General features: G+C 39.7%; 21 protein-coding genes. 14 read left to right on the top strand and 7 right to left on the bottom strand.

Annotated elements, in window-relative coordinates; all coding sequences use genetic code 11:
- The first annotated feature begins 105 nt into the window (after positions 1–105).
- The 3 genes from ACFPRA_RS11905 to ACFPRA_RS11895 are packed head-to-tail and all read left to right on the top strand — an operon-like array spanning position 106 to position 4,128.
- On the top strand, positions 106–576 hold the full coding sequence (locus ACFPRA_RS11905) for a PadR family transcriptional regulator (RefSeq protein WP_381434523.1): 471 nt from the start codon (positions 106–108) through the stop codon (positions 574–576).
- Entirely contained in the window at positions 576–2,318 is a 1,743-nt protein-coding gene (locus ACFPRA_RS11900) for an ABC transporter ATP-binding protein (protein ID WP_381434520.1), read from the top strand. The genes ACFPRA_RS11905 and ACFPRA_RS11900 overlap by 1 nt, the downstream gene beginning before the upstream one ends.
- Positions 2,311–4,128, top strand: coding sequence for an ABC transporter ATP-binding protein (locus tag ACFPRA_RS11895; protein WP_381434517.1), 1,818 nt, complete (start codon positions 2,311–2,313; stop codon positions 4,126–4,128). Before ACFPRA_RS11900 ends, ACFPRA_RS11895 begins: the two co-directional genes overlap by 8 nt.
- 122 nt (positions 4,129–4,250) lie before the next feature.
- Here the strand turns inward: ACFPRA_RS11895 and ACFPRA_RS11890 are convergent, their stop codons facing one another.
- Positions 4,251–4,694, bottom strand: coding sequence for a MarR family winged helix-turn-helix transcriptional regulator (locus ACFPRA_RS11890; RefSeq protein WP_381434514.1), 444 nt, complete (start codon positions 4,692–4,694; stop codon positions 4,251–4,253).
- A gap of 176 nt (positions 4,695–4,870) precedes the next feature.
- Between ACFPRA_RS11890 and ACFPRA_RS11885 the strand changes: the two genes are divergently transcribed.
- Complete coding sequence (locus ACFPRA_RS11885; RefSeq protein WP_381434511.1) at positions 4,871–5,524, top strand: GGDEF domain-containing protein; 654 nt, start codon at positions 4,871–4,873, stop codon at positions 5,522–5,524.
- Positions 5,525–5,654: 130 nt separating this feature from the next.
- On the opposite strand, the gene ACFPRA_RS11880 is transcribed toward ACFPRA_RS11885, so the two are convergent.
- The gene (locus tag ACFPRA_RS11880) at positions 5,655–6,611 is read right to left on the bottom strand and encodes an ABC transporter substrate-binding protein (protein WP_381434508.1); all 957 of its coding nucleotides are present in this window, start codon (positions 6,609–6,611) and stop codon (positions 5,655–5,657) included.
- A 108-nt stretch (positions 6,612–6,719) separates the two neighbouring features.
- Here ACFPRA_RS11880 and ACFPRA_RS11875 point away from each other — a divergent pair, with 108 nt between their 5' ends.
- Together ACFPRA_RS11875 and ACFPRA_RS11870 are read left to right on the top strand one after the other, a co-directional pair.
- Complete coding sequence (locus ACFPRA_RS11875; RefSeq protein ID WP_381434885.1) at positions 6,720–7,721, top strand: FecCD family ABC transporter permease; 1,002 nt, start codon at positions 6,720–6,722, stop codon at positions 7,719–7,721.
- Positions 7,718–8,770, top strand: a complete 1,053-nt coding sequence (locus ACFPRA_RS11870) for a FecCD family ABC transporter permease (RefSeq protein ID WP_381434506.1) — start codon at positions 7,718–7,720, stop codon at positions 8,768–8,770. Before ACFPRA_RS11875 ends, ACFPRA_RS11870 begins: the two co-directional genes overlap by 4 nt.
- Positions 8,771–8,921: 151 nt before the next feature.
- Here ACFPRA_RS11870 and ACFPRA_RS11865 read toward each other — a convergent pair whose 3' ends face one another.
- Positions 8,922–9,170, bottom strand: a complete 249-nt coding sequence (locus tag ACFPRA_RS11865) for a hypothetical protein (RefSeq protein ID WP_381434502.1) — start codon at positions 9,168–9,170, stop codon at positions 8,922–8,924.
- A 216-nt stretch (positions 9,171–9,386) separates the two neighbouring features.
- Between ACFPRA_RS11865 and ACFPRA_RS11860 the strand changes: the two genes are divergently transcribed.
- Positions 9,387–10,121, top strand: a complete 735-nt coding sequence (locus ACFPRA_RS11860) for a sulfite exporter TauE/SafE family protein (RefSeq protein WP_381434500.1) — start codon at positions 9,387–9,389, stop codon at positions 10,119–10,121.
- A 125-nt stretch (positions 10,122–10,246) separates the two neighbouring features.
- Here ACFPRA_RS11860 and ACFPRA_RS11855 read toward each other — a convergent pair whose 3' ends face one another.
- Positions 10,247–10,972: a sulfite exporter TauE/SafE family protein gene (locus ACFPRA_RS11855; protein WP_381434497.1), complete on the bottom strand. Its 726-nt coding sequence runs from the start codon at positions 10,970–10,972 to the stop codon at positions 10,247–10,249.
- A 405-nt stretch (positions 10,973–11,377) separates the two neighbouring features.
- Here ACFPRA_RS11855 and proS point away from each other — a divergent pair, with 405 nt between their 5' ends.
- A complete protein-coding gene (gene proS, locus ACFPRA_RS11850) occupies positions 11,378–12,817 on the top strand; it encodes a proline--tRNA ligase (protein WP_381434494.1) in 1,440 nt (479 codons plus the stop codon).
- Positions 12,818–13,421: 604 nt separating this feature from the next.
- Here proS and ACFPRA_RS11845 read toward each other — a convergent pair.
- The 3 genes from ACFPRA_RS11845 to ACFPRA_RS11835 are packed head-to-tail and all read right to left on the bottom strand — an operon-like array spanning position 13,422 to position 15,778.
- On the bottom strand, positions 13,422–14,153 hold the full coding sequence (locus ACFPRA_RS11845) for an ABC transporter permease (protein ID WP_381434492.1): 732 nt from the start codon (positions 14,151–14,153) through the stop codon (positions 13,422–13,424).
- Positions 14,154–14,864, bottom strand: a complete 711-nt coding sequence (locus tag ACFPRA_RS11840) for an ABC transporter permease (protein ID WP_381434489.1) — start codon at positions 14,862–14,864, stop codon at positions 14,154–14,156.
- A complete protein-coding gene (locus ACFPRA_RS11835) occupies positions 14,864–15,778 on the bottom strand; it encodes an ABC transporter ATP-binding protein (RefSeq protein ID WP_381434486.1) in 915 nt (304 codons plus the stop codon). Before ACFPRA_RS11835 ends, ACFPRA_RS11840 begins: the two co-directional genes overlap by 1 nt.
- Positions 15,779–17,997: 2,219 nt before the next feature.
- Between ACFPRA_RS11835 and ACFPRA_RS11830 the strand changes: the two genes are divergently transcribed.
- The 6 genes from ACFPRA_RS11830 (at position 17,998) to ACFPRA_RS11805 (ending at position 19,955) form a co-directional block, all read left to right on the top strand.
- Positions 17,998–18,318 carry a helix-turn-helix transcriptional regulator gene (locus ACFPRA_RS11830; RefSeq protein WP_381434483.1) on the top strand — a complete coding sequence of 107 codons (321 nt, stop codon included), beginning with the start codon at positions 17,998–18,000 and terminating at the stop codon, positions 18,316–18,318.
- Between the two features lie 59 nt (positions 18,319–18,377).
- A complete protein-coding gene (locus ACFPRA_RS11825) occupies positions 18,378–18,815 on the top strand; it encodes a hypothetical protein (protein WP_381434480.1) in 438 nt (145 codons plus the stop codon).
- 266 nt (positions 18,816–19,081) lie between these two features.
- Positions 19,082–19,267 carry a class II lanthipeptide, LchA2/BrtA2 family gene (locus ACFPRA_RS11820; protein WP_381434477.1) on the top strand — a complete coding sequence of 62 codons (186 nt, stop codon included), beginning with the start codon at positions 19,082–19,084 and terminating at the stop codon, positions 19,265–19,267.
- A gap of 43 nt (positions 19,268–19,310) precedes the next feature.
- Complete coding sequence (locus ACFPRA_RS11815) at positions 19,311–19,496, top strand: class II lanthipeptide, LchA2/BrtA2 family (protein WP_381434475.1); 186 nt, start codon at positions 19,311–19,313, stop codon at positions 19,494–19,496.
- Positions 19,497–19,539: 43 nt separating this feature from the next.
- Positions 19,540–19,725 (top strand): class II lanthipeptide, LchA2/BrtA2 family, encoded by a 186-nt coding sequence (locus tag ACFPRA_RS11810; protein ID WP_381434472.1) that lies wholly within the window; start codon positions 19,540–19,542, stop codon positions 19,723–19,725.
- A 44-nt stretch (positions 19,726–19,769) separates the two neighbouring features.
- Positions 19,770–19,955, top strand: coding sequence for a class II lanthipeptide, LchA2/BrtA2 family (locus tag ACFPRA_RS11805; RefSeq protein WP_381434468.1), 186 nt, complete (start codon positions 19,770–19,772; stop codon positions 19,953–19,955).
- The last annotated feature ends 25 nt before the right edge of the window (positions 19,956–19,980 follow it).

The following is a 19,980-nucleotide window of genomic DNA, read 5'->3' as shown; positions in this document are numbered from 1 at the left end:
AATCGGCTCCTTCTAGAGGGCCGATTTTGTTATTTTTTATTACGATTGCATTCACTCGATATATCGATTAATATAATCGATATATCGAATGGGGAGAGGATTTAGGTGAGAAGGCGGAGAGGGTTTGTACAAATAGCGATCTTGCATTTGCTTAAGGAAGAGTCGATGCATGGCTATCGAATCATGAAGGAATTGGAAGAGCGGGCAGATGGATTCTATTCAGCGAGTGCGGGTACCGTTTACCCGGCGCTTCAAGAATTAGTGGAACAAGATATGATCGATTTGGAACCTGCATCCGTTAAAAAGACGTATTTCATTAAAGAAAACGGAAAAAAACGTTTGGAAGAATTTAAAAAACGCCGTGAAGGCGATTTTTGGAGCGAGTGGAAAGCGCGCTTAGTTTGGCAAAGCTCTGAAGAAGCTATTCAGCTAAAGTCTGTGATGGAGGCATGGGAAACAGAGCTACGAAAGGCGGTCAAACAAGCAAGACAAGAGCCAGAAAAATCCGGGAAACTAGTTACACTCCTAGAAGAAATGACGGAATTACTCAAGAAAGATAACGGGGGAGGGAAGTAATGAATTCCCTGAAAAAACTATTTCCATATATTAAGCCTTATACCCTTTTTGCGATTTTAGGTCCGCTTTTGATGTGTATCGAAGTGGCAATGGATCTACTGCAGCCGACGATTATGCAGCATATGATCGACGTGGGAATCGCAAATAATGACAATGCCTATGTGATAAAAATGGGCTTATTTATGATTGTGACCGCTTTTATCGGTTTAATTGGTGGGGCTGGAAGTTCGATTTATAGTACGAAAGCAGCTGTTAATTTTGCAGCGGATATACGTCGGGATGTTTTCAAAAAGGCAGAAAGGTTTTCAAGTGACACGATTGATACGTTTAGCGCTGGAAAATTAATTACCATTTTAACGAACGATGTAACAGCTGTTCAGCAAGCCGTAATGATGACGTTGCGTATCTTTGTACGGGGACCACTATTGTTTATTGGTGCTGTGGTGATTGTTTGGTTGACAGCTCGTGAATTGTTTCCGGTACTCGTAGTAGTGATTCCTATCTTGATGGCCTTTATTTATTATTTTTCTTCTCAATCCGGAAAGCTGTTCGTCAAAGTACAAAAAGCGATGGATGCGGTGAATACCAAGCTTCAAGAAACGTTTGCGGGTATTCGGGTGATCAAAGCGTTTAATCGGCAGGGGTATGAGCAAGAAACGTTTCGTAAGGTGAATGAGACGTTAACAAAGCGGAATCTGGCTGCTGAGCAAATGATTCTGTCATTGATGCCTATTATGCTTTTTGTCGTCAATCTGGGCGTCGTTGCCGGTATGTGGATGGGAGCGATAAAAGTAAACGAAGGGACGCTTCAAGTGGGCGTCATTTTAGCTTTTATTAATTACTTGAATATTATTATGCATGGACTAATGACGAGTAGCCATGTGCTTATGCAGATTACCCGGTCGTTTACGTCAGTAAATCGAATCGGGCAAGTGTTGAGCACGGAAAGTAGTATTCAGGATGTTGTAACAGGAGCTCCAGTTTTAGAAACAAGGGGAGATGTGGAGTTTAGACATGTGAACTTTAGTTACAGTAAAAATGGGGAGCATGTGCTGAAAGACATTACGTTTCGGGCAAAAGCAGGTGAAACGATCGGCATCATCGGATCGACGGGGAGTGGGAAATCGACGCTTGTCAAATTGCTTCCACGTCTCTATGACCCGGATTCGGGAGAAATTCTTATTGACGGGATAAATAGTAAAGCATATTCGCTAAAAAGGTTAAGGGAGAGCATCGGTTTTATCCCACAAAAAGCACTGTTATTTTCAGGGACGATTGAAGAAAATCTTCGTTATGGTAAAGAAGATGCGGGACTTAAGGAAATGAAGGAAGCGGCTGATTTTGCTGTAGCTACTGAATTTATCGGGAAATTGGATGGGGAGTTTGCGCATGAGCTGATGCAAGGGGCGACGAATTTATCCGGTGGTCAGAAACAGCGTCTATCGATGGCGCGTGCTTTTATTAGACAGCCTAACATTTTAGTATTGGATGACTCGACTTCTGCCATCGATGCCCTCTCGGAAGCTTCAGTTCAACAAGTGTTGAAGCAGTGCTATCCAAATACGACTAAGTTCATCATTTCCTCGAAAGTGTCTTCGATTATCGATGCCGATCAAATTCTTGTATTGGATGATGGAAGAATTAAAGCAAGTGGCTCCCATGAAGAATTGCTACTAACGAGTAGTATTTATCGTGAAATCTATGAAACGCAAAGCGGGAAGGGGGTTCTTTCCTATGAGTAAAGCTTCCGAACAACCTGCCGCCAATATAGTGGCCCGGGCGCGCGGTCCAAGAGGATTTGGCGGCCCAGTCGTCAAAGCGAAGGACAGAAAAGGGACCATTAAGCGAATATGGACGTATATGAGTAAACAGAGAGTGGCGATCATCAGCTCAATGGTTTTAGTCATCTTGTCTACATTATTAGGATTGCTAGTGCCTTATTTAATCGGCAAGATTGTCGATGACTATATCATTCCGAAGGATATCAGCGGGACCATTCGACTGTTATTTCTATTAGCCGCCATTTATATTCTTTCTTCCATACTCACATGGTTGCATAACTTTTTGATGGTTCGTGTATCACTTCAAACGATCCGCATGTTGCGTCAGGATTTATTTGATAAGTTTCAGACATTATCGTTGCGTTTTTTTGATAAACGTGCGCATGGCGACTTAATGAGCCGCGTGACGAATGACATTGAAAGTTTAAATAATGCGCTGAGTCAGAGTGTCGTCCAAATTATTTCTACTATTTTAATGGTGTCAGGTGTTACGATAGCGATGTTCTTATTGAATTGGATGCTAGCGATCGTATCGCTAATCGTTCTACCGTTGATCATTTTTACAACGAAAAAGATTATTAAGTATAGCATTAGTAATTTTATTAAAAGACAGCGAGATTTAGGCGAATTGAACGGTTTTATCGAAGAAGCCATTTCAGGAAACGAAGTGATTTCACTGTTCAGCCAGGAAGAAAAGACATTTCGTAAATTCGATGTCGTCAATGAAAGGCTGCGACAGTCAGCAACCGCGGCTGACACAGTTTCAGGATTTATGGGCCCGATCAATAACTTTATTAACAACCTTGGACTTACGCTGATCATTGCAATAGGAGCATTGCTGACATTGCACGAATTGGCTACCGTAGGAATTATCGCTGCGTTTGTTACGTATTCACGTCAGTTTTTCCGGCCGATTAACCAGCTGTCCAGTTTGCTCAATACTTTTCAGTCCGCGATTGCCGGAGCAGAGCGGGTATTTGAAATTATGGATGAGACGCCAGATGTCCAAACTAAAAAGAATGCGATCGCGATCGATTCTTTTCAAGGGGATGTCCAGTTTTCCAATGTGAACTTTTCTTATGAGGCCGATAAGCCGATCTTAAAATCGATTAGCTTTCATGCCAAACCGGGTGAGAAAGTGGCTTTGGTAGGTCCGACTGGTTCAGGGAAAACGACGATCATCAATCTATTGCTGCGCTTTTATGATATTGATTCCGGAGAAATTATGATTGATGGTCGCAGAATTAAGGATTATGAACTCGATCAGTTGCGCGAAAGAATTGGCATTGTCCTTCAAGATACCTATCTATTTTCAGGGACGATTATGGAAAATATCCGTTACGGTCGTTTGGAAGCAACGGATGAAGAAGTCGTTTCTGCCGCCAAAATGGCTTCTGCACATGGATTTATCAAACATTTGCCCGAGCAGTATAAAACGCATATCATGTCTGGAGGCTCCAGTTTAAGTCAAGGGCAACGTCAATTGATCGCCATCGCCCGTGCAATTTTAGCCGATTCGGATATATTGATTTTAGATGAAGCGACATCGAGTGTTGATACGAAAACGGAAATTGAGATTCAACGGGGGCTCAATCAATTATTACAAGGCCGAACGAGTTTCGTCATTGCTCACCGTTTAAAAACGATCGAAAGTGCTGATCGCATTTTAGTCATCCGTCATGGGGAACTGATTGAATCGGGCACGCACGAAGAACTGCTCGAAAAGAAAGGCTTTTATTATGAGCTATACGAAAGCCAGTTTGCGATTTGAATGAAAAGGTTCTAAAACAATATTTATTTTTAAATCACTGTCATGTCTTGGAAAAATACAAAGCACCTCCTCTTTGTCAACGACGTCGACAAAGAGGAGGTGCTTATTTGAGCTTCATCTAGTCATTTTGAGTCGATTCCCCACTCAAGTGTTAATAAATCCTTCAAAAGCTTTACTTGCTCAGCACCTATTTTTTCTGCAATTTTCTGTTCCAGTTGAGCTTTCAACGCCTCGTTTTTTTCGTAGCATGCTTCTCCTAAAGCCGTTAACTGAACGCATTTCTCTTTTTTGTTGTTCTCTACGTTATGGATTACGATGAGCTCTTTTGCAGCAAGTTGTTTAATGAATTTATGGATGGCTTGGCGGGAAATTTCTACATGTTTGTTTATATATGAAAGAGTAGGCTGTTTTTTATAAATGCGGGCCATAATATACCATTCGGAATTTGAAATATAAATATCACTCTGATCGTTCCATGCCTGTTCTGAAATTTTACGAACCAGGCTATGACGCTCACTCAATAAATCGATTAGATCTAAATTTTGTAATTCAAAGCTTGAGTTCAAACGATTCACCCCGATTATGATCATCGCCACTTACTATACGGAATTCGCTATTGCATGTCAATTTGGTTGGCTTTCAATAGCATTACAATCATAATACCAGCACTTTATGTAATGTTGTAGACGCATCCTGAATGTTATAATGTCCTTTTAGTAAAACAAAGAAAAGAGTGACGCTTGTGGGGTATAAGGGAAGGGTTTTTGCAGTCGGAGTCGTCGGTCTCTTCAATGTCCTTCGGTATTTTTATTACCATCAATACTTAGAGTTACCTTTCAAAGCGAATTTTTTTATATTGACAGCTATTTTTTTATCGGTTGCATGGTGGTGCGGAAAGCAGTTTGATCTTGTACAGTACTATTCTGAGAAAGATCCTTTGACGAATACGTATAATCGTCGATCGTTGGAACGGTCTTTTCCGAAGCTTGCAATGGCTTGTGGGAAAGAAGGAAAGAAGCTTGGCATTTTGATGTTAGACCTGAACAATTTTAAAGAAATCAATGATTCGTTCGGACATCAGATGGGTGATGACATATTGGTTCATGTGGCATCCATTTTGAATGATTTCGGAAAGAAGAAACACTTGATAGCGCGGTGGGGTGGGGATGAATTTGTGATGCTTGTCCCCGGTTATCAGGAAGAGTTTAAGTTTGTTTATCTAGATGCACTTAACCAAAAGTTGAAGGGAGAAAAAGTTGATAATTTGCCTATGATAAGTGCCTCCATTGGATTTTCCATTTATCCCGATGAGGGAAAGACTCTACAGGAATTATTGAAGACAGCTGATGAGGCAATGTATAAAGCAAAAGAAATGAAAAAGGATACCAGACTCTAAAGCGGTTCTAAATTGGCTTAGAGTCTGGTATTTATAAAGTGAAAAGAACCCTACTTTTTTGAAAAAGTAGCCTTGTGCAATTGATTCTATGATGAAATAGTTAAGAGCCCACCAAATTCGTTTGACCCCATCACTTACTCAAAAAGTATTCTTCAATATCATCAAGCATTAAATTTGCAGCTAAGACACCGCCAGCAGTGTTCCAAATAATATCATCTACTTGGTGGACATTACCATTCTTTGAGACGTTTAGATTTTTAAACAATGGATCCTCAATCCAATCATTTGCTAGCTTCGTAGCTTCGTTATCTCCTGTTTCATAAGTGAAGTAAAAGAGAACATCTCCATCCATTGCTGGAATTCGTTCTTTCGTAACGCCTCTTTCAGCAAAATCGTCCACATCTTGTCCATCTGCACGTGCAAAGCCAAGTTGATCTAATATAACGCCTGAGAAGGAGTCTTTATGGTAAATACGTACATCTCCTGCCATAAAGCGAACCATTGAGATTTTTTTCTTCGTTTGATCTCCAAGTTCAGCTTTGATTGTTTCAACACGGTCATTGTATGCATTTAATACTTCTTTCCCTTTATCTTCTTGGTTTACTGCTTTCGCATACAACTTGAAGTTTTCTTGCCAATCCCCACGAAGTGTCTCTGCAAAAACAGTTGGGGCAATCTTGCTCAATTGTTCGTAAATTGCTTCGTGTCGCATTTTGTTTCCGATAATTAAATCTGGTTTTAATGCCGCAATTTTCTCTAAACTTGGTTCGGATTCAACACCGACAGATTCAGTACCTGTCATATCCATATGATCATACCAAACCCGCTGCGCCGGTGATTGAACTGCACCTACAGGTTGAATGCCCATTGCTAGAAGAGCCTCAGCTCCCTCATTTGTTAAGATTACAATACGTTCTGGAGTTCCTTTTATATCTGTACTGCCCATAGCATGTTGAACAGTATATGTTTTCTCATCACTTTGTTGTGCTTGCTCATTTGATTCTTTCGGGGTCTTATTAGCCCCGCAAGCCGATAATACGAGAATACTAATCATCATTATTAGCATCGTTATTTTTTTCATGTTCATTTTTCCTCCAATTGAATGAGAATGAAAATCATTTACACTATGTATCCTATATGCTAATATTATGCATGTCAATAGACAATTGAAAACAATTCTCAACTAAGCGAGGACATTATGATACATACATCTAAAGGTAAGTGGATCGCTCTTATTATAAGCAGTTTTACTTTTATCATTTGTTTACTTTCAAGCATTGTCTATGGCTATACGGATACAAGTTGGTCTACGGCGATTGCTGCATTTAAAGAAAATGATGGTTCTACAGCACATCTCGTTATACAAAATGTACGTTTACCACGTGCGCTGATTGCTGCAACTGTTGGAGCTTGTTTGGCTGTTTCAGGGGCAATTATGCAATCCATTACGAAAAATCCATTAGCTTCTCCAAGTATTTTAGGCATAAATGCCGGAGCAGTTTTTTTTGTCGTCATTGGGGTCGTGTTCTTCCAATTCCAAAGCCTTCAATCGTACATGATTCTGGGATTAGTGGGCGCTGCCGTTGCGTTCATTGTTGTTTTTGTTTTAAGTAGTATTGGTAGAGAAGGACTTACACCCATGAAACTCGTCTTAGCAGGAGCCGCCGTTTCCGCATTATTCTCGTCCATGACACAGGGATTTCTAACGATTAATGAAGCAGCTCTCGATCAAGTATTATTTTGGCTAGCAGGTTCTGTCGCCAATCGACCTATAGATCTATTAATGACAGGGTTTCCTTATTTAATGATTGGATTATTTGCGGCTTTTTTTCTGTCGAAACAAATGAACCTATTAGCGATGGGGGACGATGTTGCGTTTGGATTAGGACAGAATATAGTTTTAGTAAAGTTTGTTTTTGCTCTTATCGTCGTTGTTTTGGCAGGAATCTCGGTGGCAATTGCAGGACCCATTGGTTTTATCGGAATTATTATTCCACATATCGTTCGATCCTTCATCGGTATTCAACATCAGTGGGTATTTCCATTTTGTGCATTATACGGTGGGATACTCTTACTTTTATCCGATATTGCCGCACGATATATTATAATGCCTAAGGAAGTGCCGGTCGGAGTGATGACTGCATTAATCGGTGTTCCATTCTTTATTTATGTGGCGAGAAGGAGAATTGGAGCATGAAAAATAAAGTGACAGTTCGAATAGGAAATCTTGCTTCGTTTATAGTAGATAGAAAATCTTTGTTCTCTACGACGATCGCAACGGTACTTTTAATTTTACTAGCTCTTCTATCGATGGGCTCTGGTGAGTTTTATATATCGCCTTTAAATAGCCTGAAAGCCATTTTAGGTGTTGGTGAATCGTTCGATCAAACTATTATTTTTGAATTTCGATTACCTCGAATTGTAATGGCCATTTTAGTTGGAATCGGCTTAGCGACAGCGGGCGCCATTTTGCAAGGGATTTCAAGAAATCCTCTTGGTTCTCCAGACATTATCGGGATTACTGCAGGGGCCTCATTTGCAGTTGTTTTATTTTTAGCGCTGTTTTCAAATGAAAGTAATGCGCTAACGGTTAGTCAAGATTGGATGCCGTTATTTGCCTTTGCTGGTGCGATGATTACAGCAGTCATTGTTTTCATGTTATCTTGGAAAAACGGCATTGCTCCTTTTAGAATGTTACTGATCGGAATTGGGATATCAGCACTTATGCATGCAGGAACGACAGTTCTTATGCTTGTAGGTCCTATCTATCAAGCAAGCCAGGCCAATATTTGGATTACTGGAAGTATTTATGGTTCAAATTGGACAGAAGTTCGCATGATCTCAATATGGATTTCACTTCTATTCATCATGACACTTGCTATGACGAGGGAAATGAACATTTTAGCACTTGGTGATAATTTAGCAAAAGGCGTTGGATCGTCGGTTCAAAAAAGCCGAACGATTCTCCTTTTACTTTGTGCCGGTTTGACAGGTGCATCTGTTGCTTTCGCCGGTGGAATTGGGTTTGTTGGGTTAATCGCACCACATATCGCCAAGAGGATTGTTGGCCCTCGTTTTGGTTCAATGGTTGGACTATCGGCAGTCGTTGGTGCAATTCTCGTTCTCGTTGCGGATTGGATTGCTCGTGTTGCCTTTGCACCAATTGAAGTACCAGCAGGAGTGTGGACAGCTGTAATCGGTGCGCCTTACTTTATCTATTTACTTATTAAACAACGAAACCGATGAGCGTTTGAAAATAATGAGAAGCAAAAAGGCGTCATGCTCTAAACAATTTCGTATTGTCTAGAACATGACGCCTGATTCGATTATACTTTGTTGTGTTTTTTGCTAAGGAGGTATTTTTCTAACAGGGGATCGCGGAGAGAACCAAGGCATATTAGGAATGAATCCGCCCCCTTTTTCTATTTTGAAACAATAGTGAATGGGCATTCTCCACTTTTTCTTCTAAATAACGGAGCGAATAATTGCCGGATGGGTCGGTAATATCCCCGACTGCTCGAGACAGATTATCAATCACAAGATTTAATGTTTCACAGGGCCTAAGTTCTTTTGCCCGATTCATCTCATCCATGATTTCATGGGCGAGGTTTTGGACACGGCGTAAACGCATTTCTTTTGTTTGCATGAAATCCCCCTCCAATTGCCGCTTCATACTTGACTAACTATATGGCGAGAGAGGAAGTTTTATGAATTTAAAAGTGAGGAGAGCATTTGGTTTTCGTTGCCAGGATATCTACATTGGCTTTTTGAATATACTTTCATTTGAATAATTGAATTTACTTATGGACGGAGGAATAATATGCTAGTGTTATAGAGGTTTTCATTGAAAGAAGGATATTGTATGGAATATATTTTGCTTTGTATCATTGGTTTTGCTGCATCAACGCTTGGCACATTGGCAGGGGGCGGTGGATTGATCAGTCTGCCAGCTATGTTGTTGATGGGCGTACCGGTTCACTCGGCGATCGGCGCCAATAAAGTATCGAATACAGTGGGCTCGTTTTCAAGTTTCTTTATGATCTATAGAGAAAAGGAAGTAACGGTCAAAGAAGCGCTGACGGTTGTTCCGATCGGCCTTGCGGGCGGAATTACTGGAGGGATAATCGCATCCCATTTGAAAGAGGAATGGATGATTGTGATTGCAGTCGTGTTGTTGAGTTTTGCATTTATCACATCCTTTTTAGGTAAAGCGGACTTCGATGGCAATGAGCGCTTTCAGTTCACGAAAAAAAGTGCGGCTTCCTTGTACGGAATTGGCATTTATGATGGTGTATTTGGTCCTGGAAGTGGAACGCTCGCTTTGTATTTATATGGACGATTGAAAATAGCTTATTTGCGGGCCGTAGGATTGACTCGGATCATGGTTTTTTCCAGTTGTTTTGGGGCATCGATCAGTTATATTTCGACAGGGAAAATCATTTGGCCAATGACGTTAGCGTTAATGCTTGGATCGGTTAGTGGGGCACAGCTCGGCGTTCGTCTCGCACGTAAATTGAAAAAAGAACAGGTCAAACCGATTCTTCGGGTTGTGACGGTTTTGCTGATCATGCAAATTGTTGTGGAGTATTTTGGATGACCTTGCACGGGTCAATGTGTACGGAAAGGGTCTTTTCTGATGCCAAGCATTGAAAAAGGCTATCTCACTAATCGCTTAATGAGATAGCTCAACCGTTATGGGTATGCTGGTAATGAGATACATAACTATAACAAACGTAAACTTTCAAGTAAAAGCGAAATCCCTGCACTTATCAAAAGGATATAGGTGAGTACTCGGAAAAACTGCTGGTTTAGCCATTTGAAAATGATTTGACCTAAAAATAATCCAACAAACACAAGTGGAATTGCATAAAGACTAGATTGCCATATAACTTGGTTTGTTCCGGTAAAGATTATTTGAGTTAGGAGACTGACGAAATAGATAAAGAGATAAAAGGCTAATGTTGTAGCTCTTAGCTTTCCTTTTTCAGTATCTGTTCCTGTTAAGTAAAGCAATAACGGAGGTCCAGGCATCCCAATGCTAGTCGTTAAAATGCCCGATACCCCGCCAACGATGAAATCTCTGAATGCTGTTGATTGAATCTTGAAGTTGCATATGAGTAAAAGCGTTAGAAGCATGAGAAGAAGGCTAACCCCTAATTTTAACGCATTTATATTCAGCGTAACAAAGATGAATATACCCAAAGGTACTCCAACAATGCTCCCTCCAACAAATCTTTTCAGTAGGATGAAATCAATCTCCTTGCGTATCTTTAAAATGAGTGAGATTGAGATGATCAAAGAGAGGATAATGTTGATTTGTATTGCTTCTTGTGGAAGAAATAACATGAGCAAAAAGGGTGTCGCCATGATGGAAAAACCAAAACCTGTACTCGATTGAAGGATAGAAGCAATCAGTATAATACATATGAAAATAAATCCAGTCCCCAAAATATACCTCCTCATTCAACAAATTCACGTATAAGTATTTTACCATTTTGAGGGCGGGATTTTTGATTGGACGCCACAATCCGTCGAATGGCTCACAATCGGATTGTATAAGCATTCAACGTTTGCTATATTATATATAACTAATACGAAGTCTTTGACGTGACCAAGTAAATAAGAATTGTGAACCAGAAAGTATAGCGTATTGCTGAGAGCTATATCACCGCTTCTTATTGAAACCTACCACCGAGATGTTATGCCAACATAACCGAGTCGTTTCCGTTACCAAACGTCTAGAGGGCCTATATGCAGATAGGCTAAAGTAAGGTGGTACCACGTCCGTTCAGCACAAAGACGTCCTTGTAGAGGGATAGCTTTGTGTTTTTATCATTTTAGGAGGGAAATTTAATGACCAATCAGCAACAAAATGATTTTTCAAAATGGTATATCGACACGATTCAAAAGGCAGATTTAATGGATTATACGCCGGTTCGTGGATGTATTGCGTTCAAGCCGGATGGCTATGAAATTTGGGAGCATATCCAAGCGGAAATGGATAGACGTTTTAAAGAAACAGGACATCGCAATGCTTATTTCCCAATGCTTATTCCAGAGAATTTCTTCCAAAAGGAAAAGGATCATATCGAAGGATTTTCGCCAGAACTCCCTTGGGTGACGGAAGCAGCGGGCGAAAAATTGGAAGAGCGCTTGGCACTACGTCCTACGTCTGAAACGATGATCGGGCATCTCTACTCCGATTGGGTGAAAAGCTATCGGGACCTTCCGGTGTTGATCAACCAATGGGCAAACGTCTTCCGTTGGGAGAAGAAAACATTGCCATTCATCCGGACATCTGAGTTTTTATGGCAAGAAGGGCATACGGCACACGTGGATGAAGAGGAAGCGCGTGCGGAAACGATGCAAATGCTTAACATCTATAAAGAAGTCGTGGAAGATTTACTCGCAATCCCTGTATACGATGGTCAAAAGACGCCATCAGAGCGTTTTGCGGGTGCTGTCGATACGTATTCCATTGAAGCGATGATGAAGGATGGAAAAGCGGTACAAGCGGGAACTTCTCATTATTTAGGAACGAAATTTGCGGAAGCATTTGATATTAAATATTTAACGAAAGAAAACAAGCATGAATTTGTCCATACAACATCTTGGGGAACGTCAACACGTCTGATCGGTTCGGTCATTATGGTGCATGGTGATGAGCAAGGTCTTGTCCTTCCGCCACGTATTGCGCCAACACAAGTCGTCTTGATTCCAGTAGGGCCATGGAAGAAAAACCCTGCTATTATGGAGAAATTGGATGAAGTGTTTGCAGAACTGAAAGCGAAAGGCATCCGTGTGCGTTTGGACGACTCCGATCAATCACCAGGCTTCAAATTCAATGAGTGGGAGCTAAAAGGGGTGCCAGTTCGAATAGAACTTGGACCACGCGACTTGGAAAAGAACCAAGCACTTTTGAAAGCACGTGATGAAGACGAAAAAGTGGCGGTTGATCTTGCTGCAATCGTCGATAGCATCGAAGCGGAGTTAAAGACGATGCAATCACGCTTGCTCGAAAAAGCACGTGCATTCCGTGAACAGCATTCCCATACACATGTCGATTCACTGGAACAACTGACGAAGCATATTGCCGACTCAACAGAAAAAGGCGAAATCCCTGGATGGATCCTTGCGGGTTGGTGTGGCGATGATGCTTGTGAAGAACATGTAAAAGAAGAAACGAAATTTACAACACGTAATATTCCTTTCAACCCACCAGCGAAGAAATCCACTTGCATCAACTGTGGAAAAGAAGCACAACATACGGTGTGGTTCGGCCGCGCTTATTAATTGAATGAAATGAAAAACGCTCCAATCGATTCATCGAAGGAGCGTTTTTCATACAGTTTGAATACTTTCACGTCAAGATTAGTAACATGCGAATCAATGTTCGAAAGTTAAACTAACTATGGTAAACTAAAACTGTAGCTGACTATTGTGAGGGTGGATTGGTTGTCATTCTTCTTTCCGTTAAGGAAAGGAGGTGATAATCATGGAAACATTTGGGCCTACAGGATGTAGGTCATGCATCCGTTACCGCAGGACGCGGTGCAATTAGGATGCCTTCCTTGAGGGCTAGAGAGATTCTGAAAGGGATTGTGCGAGAAACAAGCGCGTTCATCTTCCGGAAGAAATTATTAGAAAACAAGAAAACCACCCTACGCCGTCGCAAGCTCATCAAGGGTGGTTCTCAAAGCAAATAACGTAATTTGACAACCATCACCTTGACGGTAAAGGCTGCAAAGAGGAGCGTTAGCGCGCTTCTCTTTTTTAGTATATGTCCATTATAAATCAAATTATGCAATAGTTCAATTTACGTGGTGTGGATTGAACAGCGTACCCTGATCCCACTTTGTTCATCCCAAATAATCCGATGCATGTCAGATACAGAAAGTCATATTTCTTTTCTCAAGAAATAACCCAATCCCGAACCTAAAAACAGGACGAGACTTCCAAAAACTACGATGAATAACGTAGTTGCTGAAACATTTAATGCTCCAAAGCTTTCGCCTGTGCTTGGCATCATCAATAAGAATGGTTGCGCCCAAGGATAGTAAGGACCGAACTTCTCAGAATTGACAATGAGCATATTCGGGATTGTGAAAATAACATTGACCGCAAGTGGTGCTGCGAAGCTCGACCACGCAACGGATACGAACATTTGCAAAGCGATTAAAGGCAAGCATGCGACCCATCCTCCCAACACACTCGTTCCAATGACTTCCCAAGGGATATCCGTCGAAAATCCTTTCAACCATCCAATCAAGAAAAGCCCCGAGACAAACAATAGTTGTGTGAGTGCAATAAGAAAGCTCACAATGAGCACTTTTACGATATAGACATTTTTTCTGGAGACGGGCATGGTCAACAGTTGCTTCCAGCCTCCTCCGACATGTTCATATCGGCAAATAAAGCTTGAAAAAATCCCTGTTAAAAGCGGTAAAAATAAAATGGCATGGCTGATTGTCATCATACCAAGCGTTTCGATCCATTGCTGTTGTCCAAGTTCAGTCATTGTGTCGGCGCCCAAACCAAGTAACAACGAAAGAAGAGGGCTGACAAAAATAAGCAGCCAAATCGCGGATTTTCGTAACTTCAGAAACTCGGATTGAAATAACTTCCTCATTTATTTCACGTCCTTTCGATGAAACTCAACAAGGCTAATGAGGTAGATAAGGATTCCTAAACCGAGACCCGCTAACACCGAATAGATCGGTTTACCCCATTCATTCATCAACAAAGGCCATTTCCACGGGACCCAGTCAGGAAAATTCATCCCATACATCGAAACGATTGCTCCTACAATCCCGATGGTTAAGGGCAATGCCTGGTTTTTTATCGTAATGGCCAGCCAAATTTGCAATGCGAGAAAGGGCATGGAAGCAAGACAAGGAAAAAAACACATTTTGACTAAATAAAAAAATGGAATATCGCTCCCGAACTTTAAGAGAAGACCAAGAATAATTGTGCCGCCCGCCAGCAACGAACATGCAATGAGTAACAGAAGCACTGCCAATAAGACTTTACCTGTAAACACTCTCGTTTTTGAAATTGGTAATGCTAAAAGTTGCTTCCACGCATTGGTCTGATGTTCAATATTAGCAATCATCGATGTTAGGATGGTCAAACCGATAAGAATCGTTGGAATGGATAACATGGAAACTTCACCAATAAGACCGCCCCACAAATCTTCCTTATAAACACCCGTGAGCCACTCATACCGTAGACCGAAATTGACGGCTTCCAACCCAATGACACCAATGGGCCCAAGAAATACGAGAAAGAGAATCATTTTTCGCTTGATTTTCAGAAATTCAGAGGCCATGATCCGTGCCATCACAAACCACCTTCCTGACCCGTCAATTCTAAGAAGATATCTTCCAATGATTTTTTCTCTTCTTCTACTCTGTAAATGGAATAATCATGTTGAACAAGCGCTTTTACGATTTCGGCAATTTTTTCATTAGAATTATTTTCAACGAAAATGCTATTTTGCATGCGTTGTGTGGTGTAACCGTGGGACAACAATGTCTTCCATGCGGATTCTGCATGATTGACGGTTAACTTAATCTTGCTCGTAGATCGTTGCCTTAACTTTGTAATGGAATCTTGAAAAATCATTTGCCCTTTCGAGATAATGCCCACCTGCGTCGCCATTTGGTCAATTTCCGACAGCAAGTGGCTCGATATGACAATCGTGATGCCGTGTTCCTTTGGCATGCTTTTAATGAGTTCACGCATTTCAATAATGCCAGATGGATCCAGTCCGTTCGTTGGCTCATCCAAAATAAGTAACTCCGGATTCCCAAGTAGAGCAGTTGCTATGCCGAGTCGTTGCTTCATCCCTAAAGAGAACCCCTTTACAGGACGTTTCGCGTCTTTTGTCAGACGGACAATCGAAAGGACTTCGTCAATTCTGGATTTAGGCGCATCCAATAAAATTCGTATGGCTTCTAAATTTTCATGCGCGGTTAAATGTCCATAGTAAGAAGGATATTCAACAAGCGAGCCCACCTTTTTTAAAATGGAGAGCTTTTCTTTTTTGACATCTTTCCCGAAAATATGGATGGACCCTTTTGTTGGGCGGGCAAGTCCGAGAAGCATTCGAATCGTCGTCGTTTTTCCCGCGCCATTCGGGCCTAAGAACCCATAAATTTCACCTTTTTTTACTTGTAAATCAACGTTATTCACAACTCTTTTCGCACCAAACTTTTTCGTCAATTGTTTCGTTTCAATAATAAACGCACTCATTCTCCTCACCTCGCTTACTATCCTACCGTTCGAAGGTTAAAGCAACGGAGGGCGGAAGTTTAAATTTCGTTTAAAATGAGGGGAGGTAATTTGTAATCACGCTACTATTCTTAATGAGGAGTGGACAAATGAAGCTAAACCGTCTACTAACAATGGTCATGATTTTAATTAATCGTAAAAAAGTAAAGGCACAGGAATTAGCGGAGCTGTTTGATGTATCGATTCTGGTAGAAAAGATAACTAGTGGTTTAAGGAGAAGAGCCCCGAAGTCTGTGTGGTCAATACAGTTAAATAACTTAATTAACAGGAGGTACTTATATGTTTGTATTATGTGGTTTAGATGGACAAACCGCGACAAGTGCAACGTGGGATGAAAACGAAAAGAGGAACAGCATGAAACGTATGAGCCAGCGTAGCGGGTGCTTGAGGAAATTGAAAAGAGCTTTCCGAAAGGTTTATTTCGAAACGTAGCAACTGAATGCGAACGATACGGTGGGGACTAGGGTTGAACGATTTTTCATGTAAACGATGAACCAAAAGCATATTGTCAAAATTGTCGAGTGGAAATGTTCACGAAGAAAAATCCCGTCGGTCGTCCATTGGTTGACGTTACGAAAAAGGTTTCTCATACCCTTACTGAAAACGAGTGGGAATGGTTTGACGTGAAAGCAAAGAGGAACCGTTCGCAGTTCCTCCGTCATTTAGTTTGGAAAGCGCATTTGCCAGAAAGTGACTAGAACAGTTATACGTGTCTTGGATATACAATGGCGGGTGGGAAAAAACTTGGCTATGGAGATGAAAAAATTCGTGAATTGATCAGAGCAATCTATGGGGAAATTGATTGGAAACCCGTTCGTTACAATACCTGTATAACTCCATTCCGAACTAATGAAATACCGTGTTTTTATCCAAAAATCAAGACATTCATCTCTATAAACAGTATAATAGTTATATAAACTGAATTAAATGTTAAAAGGGGATTACCCCACCCAATTCTCCGTGACGGTGTTTTTTTAATATTGTACTGTTGAAATGTCCGAAAAGAAAATGCGGAAAATATTCTGAAGAGGCGAAAGAGAGAATTAACTTGATATTCAATTAAAAAAACTTAAAGAGTTTCTTAAAAATAAATTAATAGGTTTTGGCCACTTGGAATGGATTGAAACAGGAGATGAAATTGATGAAATCATTCTAGAAAATACTAAAACTTATCATCTTATATTTCCTCTTATGGTGAGGTGTGGGACTATCCAGAGTCGATGATTATAAAATTCACTAGTGGCACTTGTTCAGGAATACATTTTGTATTTATGCTTTGAGATAAAAAAGGTCTACTAATAGACTGTATTTTAACAATGGCGAGTGACGGCCTTATATATATAATGAATACGCAATTGATGTGGAATTTCGATTATTGAGTGGCTGCGGCTACTCTTTTTTAAAAGAGTGTTAGTATATGAATGAGTTATTAGAGTGCGGAATTTATGTAATTATAAATAAAAAAATAAATAAATGCGGTTTATGTAGGGCAAACACAAAGAAACTTTTGATAAGATGGTTGGAGCATTTGAAATGGATAGAAAATTATCAACATGACTTACATAGATTTTAATTATATTTAGAGGGCAATACGAAATATCTAATTGTCAAAACTATAGATAGAAAACAAGATTTGTAGGATTATTATGATTTTGAAAATGAAGCCATCGGATTGTATAAAAGCCGTAATTGGGTAGTGGTTTTTGAACAAACGGAAAGGAAAGTAGGGGGAAGAATTCTTGAAACGGATAGTAAGAAGAGATATAAGGAAATGGTAAAGCAGATGGTTTTGTTTTTTAGGTACTGTTGATGTGAAAGAAAATTATGTCGGTAAACTGTACGGTCAAATTTATAGAAAAGTAGATAAGAATTTCCATACGAATGTTCATGTGCGATCTGATGGAGAAAAAGGATATCGAACGAATCCGCCTTGATAGCAATTGCATAATTGAAGTGATATAATTAGAAAATGGGAATTTATGTTCGCTTCGGCTCTAAAATTACATAAGTAGACAAATATATGCCTTGAAAAGTCGATATCTTGAACCGGATAAAGCAATCAGCTAGCCTATAACATGAATAATAGTGATTAACAAAGAGTCGGAAAATTGTTATACTTTGAAATCTATTTTTTGTGCTAGCAGAGGAAGATACGAACATGCCAATGGAAAAGTAAGGTCATGTTAAAATCGGACGATCCGACTGGCAATACTTTCTTAGGAATTGGATATGCCCTTGATAGAACTTCATTACAGATCATATTATCCTTTAATGAAAGGGACTTTTTTATGCTAATAAACAAAGTGAAAGAACTTAGAACCAGCCTTAATCTAACACAATCAGAACTTGGTCAAAGAGTCGGTGTTACTAGACAGACAATTTCGTTTATCGAAAAAGGAATTTATGATCCCTCAGTAACACTAGCCATCCGGATTTCAGAAGCTTTAGGTTACCAGATAGGTGATGTGTTCTGGATAAATAATGAAAGTGTAGAAAAATAGGTTAGGCCTTGATTGGTCTATTTTAGATAGTTTAATTTAGAATTAGAAAGGTGACCAACATGATTGAAAAATTGCTTCGCTTTCCATTTTTCCAAAGTATATTATTAACGTTTGTTGGAATTATTTTGTTGAATAAATTTCATCCGTACTTGCTTCCTGAGCTACTAACGAATGTTTATTTGAAATTGGTTCTAATTGGTGTGTTAATTTTTTGGTTTATAATAGTTTTTGTTTATAATAGACAAAATCCTAAGAATAAGTTCAAATTTTTCACATTTTTGCCGGTTGAATTAAGAGAAGAAGATGAAGGTTTGCGTTGGATGACGTTCAAAGCATGTCGCAGTGTTTACATCTATTATTCATTTGCTATTCCGGTAGGGATAGGGCTGGTTACTTACTTTAACGGATACTCCTTCGCTCCACTAATTATTTTTATATTACTGGGAATAGGACAATACATAATCTATTGGTTGGAAATTAAAAAACTATATGACTAAAGAAAAGTCTAAGATAAATTCTTTGTGATGATTTCGTGTATTTACGAAATCATCTTTTTTTATTATTTTTACAATTTTAATTACATTTGACTATATAGATTCAATAAAAAGGACAGAAAAAATCTGTAATTTTAGCAATATTTGAATATTAATTCATATAATTTACAAAATATTTAATAAAAAATGCTTGAATGTTAGGTTTGTTTAACATATACTCAATTTATCCCGGGATAAGTAAAAAAAAACAATATTTAGGGGGAAGAAAAATGACACAAATTGAAAACACGATTATGGCTTGGAAAAATCCGGACTTCAGAACAAAAGATTCGGTAGTAAGTCCAGCAGGTGAAGTTTCAGAGCAAGAGTTGATGGCAACGGTTGGTGGAAGTGATATCACTCCACAAACGACTCTTCCTTGTGTAGTTGTACTAACATTGTTAGCTTGTAAGTGAAATTTTCGGTAATTTCAAAATTGAATGATTGGAGGAATAAAAAATGACACAAATTGAAAACACGATTATGGCTTGGAAAAATCCGGACTTCAGAACAAAAGATTCGGTAGCAAGTCCAGCAGGTGAAGTTTCAGAGCAAGAGTTAATGGCAACGGTTGGTGGAAGTGATATCACTCCACAAACGACTCTTCCTTGTGTAGTTGTACTAACATTGTTAGCTTGTAAGTAAAATTTTCGGTAATTTCAAAATTGAGTGATTGGAGGAATAAAAAATGACACAAATTGAAAACACGATTATAGCTTGGAAAAATCCGGACTTCAGAACAAAAGATTCGGTAGCAATTCCAGCAGGTGAAGTTTCAGAGCAAGAGTTAATGGCAACGGTTGGTGGAAGTGATATTACTCCACAAACAACTCTTCCATGTGTAATTGCAATAACATTTTTGGCTTGTAAGTAAAATTTTTAGTAACCTCAAAATTGAGAGATTGGAGGAATAAAAAAATGACACAAATTGAAAACACGATTATGGCCTGGAAAAATCCGGACTTCAGAACAAAAGGTTCGGTAGTAAGTCCGGCAGGTGAAGTTTCAGAGCAAGAGTTAATGGCAACAGTTGGTGGAAGTGATATCACTCCACAAACGACTCTTCCTTGCGTAATTGCGATAACATTTTTGGCTTGTAAGTAAAACTTGTTTTTAATATACCCGAAAT

The sequence above is a fragment of the Sporosarcina soli genome, from assembly GCF_042655805.1.
In the GTDB taxonomy this organism is placed as follows: Bacteria; Bacillota; Bacilli; order Bacillales_A; family Planococcaceae; genus Sporosarcina; species Sporosarcina soli.
Note: the sequence above shows the minus strand (reverse complement) of the source record. Positions and strands in the feature narration are given on the sequence as shown.

Bases quoted from the DNA above. Each gene is read 5' to 3' on its own strand.
- ACFPRA_RS11900 (WP_381434520.1), top strand. From the start codon at position 576: ATGAATTCCCTGAAAAAACTATTTCCATATATTAAGCCTTATACCCTT.
- ACFPRA_RS11895 (WP_381434517.1), top strand. From the start codon at position 2,311: ATGAGTAAAGCTTCCGAACAACCTGCCGCCAATATAGTGGCCCGGGCG.
- ACFPRA_RS11880 (WP_381434508.1), bottom strand. From the start codon at position 6,611: ATGAACATGAAAAAAATAACGATGCTAATAATGATGATTAGTATTCTC.
- ACFPRA_RS11870 (WP_381434506.1), top strand. From the start codon at position 7,718: ATGAAAAATAAAGTGACAGTTCGAATAGGAAATCTTGCTTCGTTTATA.
- ACFPRA_RS11865 (WP_381434502.1), bottom strand. From the start codon at position 9,170: ATGCAAACAAAAGAAATGCGTTTACGCCGTGTCCAAAACCTCGCCCAT.
- ACFPRA_RS11860 (WP_381434500.1), top strand. From the start codon at position 9,387: ATGGAATATATTTTGCTTTGTATCATTGGTTTTGCTGCATCAACGCTT.
- proS (WP_381434494.1), top strand. From the start codon at position 11,378: ATGACCAATCAGCAACAAAATGATTTTTCAAAATGGTATATCGACACG.
- ACFPRA_RS11845 (WP_381434492.1), bottom strand. From the start codon at position 14,153: ATGAGGAAGTTATTTCAATCCGAGTTTCTGAAGTTACGAAAATCCGCG.
- ACFPRA_RS11840 (WP_381434489.1), bottom strand. From the start codon at position 14,864: ATGGCACGGATCATGGCCTCTGAATTTCTGAAAATCAAGCGAAAAATG.
- ACFPRA_RS11835 (WP_381434486.1), bottom strand. From the start codon at position 15,778: ATGAGTGCGTTTATTATTGAAACGAAACAATTGACGAAAAAGTTTGGT.
- ACFPRA_RS11830 (WP_381434483.1), top strand. From the start codon at position 17,998: ATGTTAAAATCGGACGATCCGACTGGCAATACTTTCTTAGGAATTGGA.
- ACFPRA_RS11825 (WP_381434480.1), top strand. From the start codon at position 18,378: ATGATTGAAAAATTGCTTCGCTTTCCATTTTTCCAAAGTATATTATTA.
- ACFPRA_RS11820 (WP_381434477.1), top strand. From the start codon at position 19,082: ATGACACAAATTGAAAACACGATTATGGCTTGGAAAAATCCGGACTTC.
- ACFPRA_RS11815 (WP_381434475.1), top strand. From the start codon at position 19,311: ATGACACAAATTGAAAACACGATTATGGCTTGGAAAAATCCGGACTTC.
- ACFPRA_RS11810 (WP_381434472.1), top strand. From the start codon at position 19,540: ATGACACAAATTGAAAACACGATTATAGCTTGGAAAAATCCGGACTTC.
- ACFPRA_RS11805 (WP_381434468.1), top strand. From the start codon at position 19,770: ATGACACAAATTGAAAACACGATTATGGCCTGGAAAAATCCGGACTTC.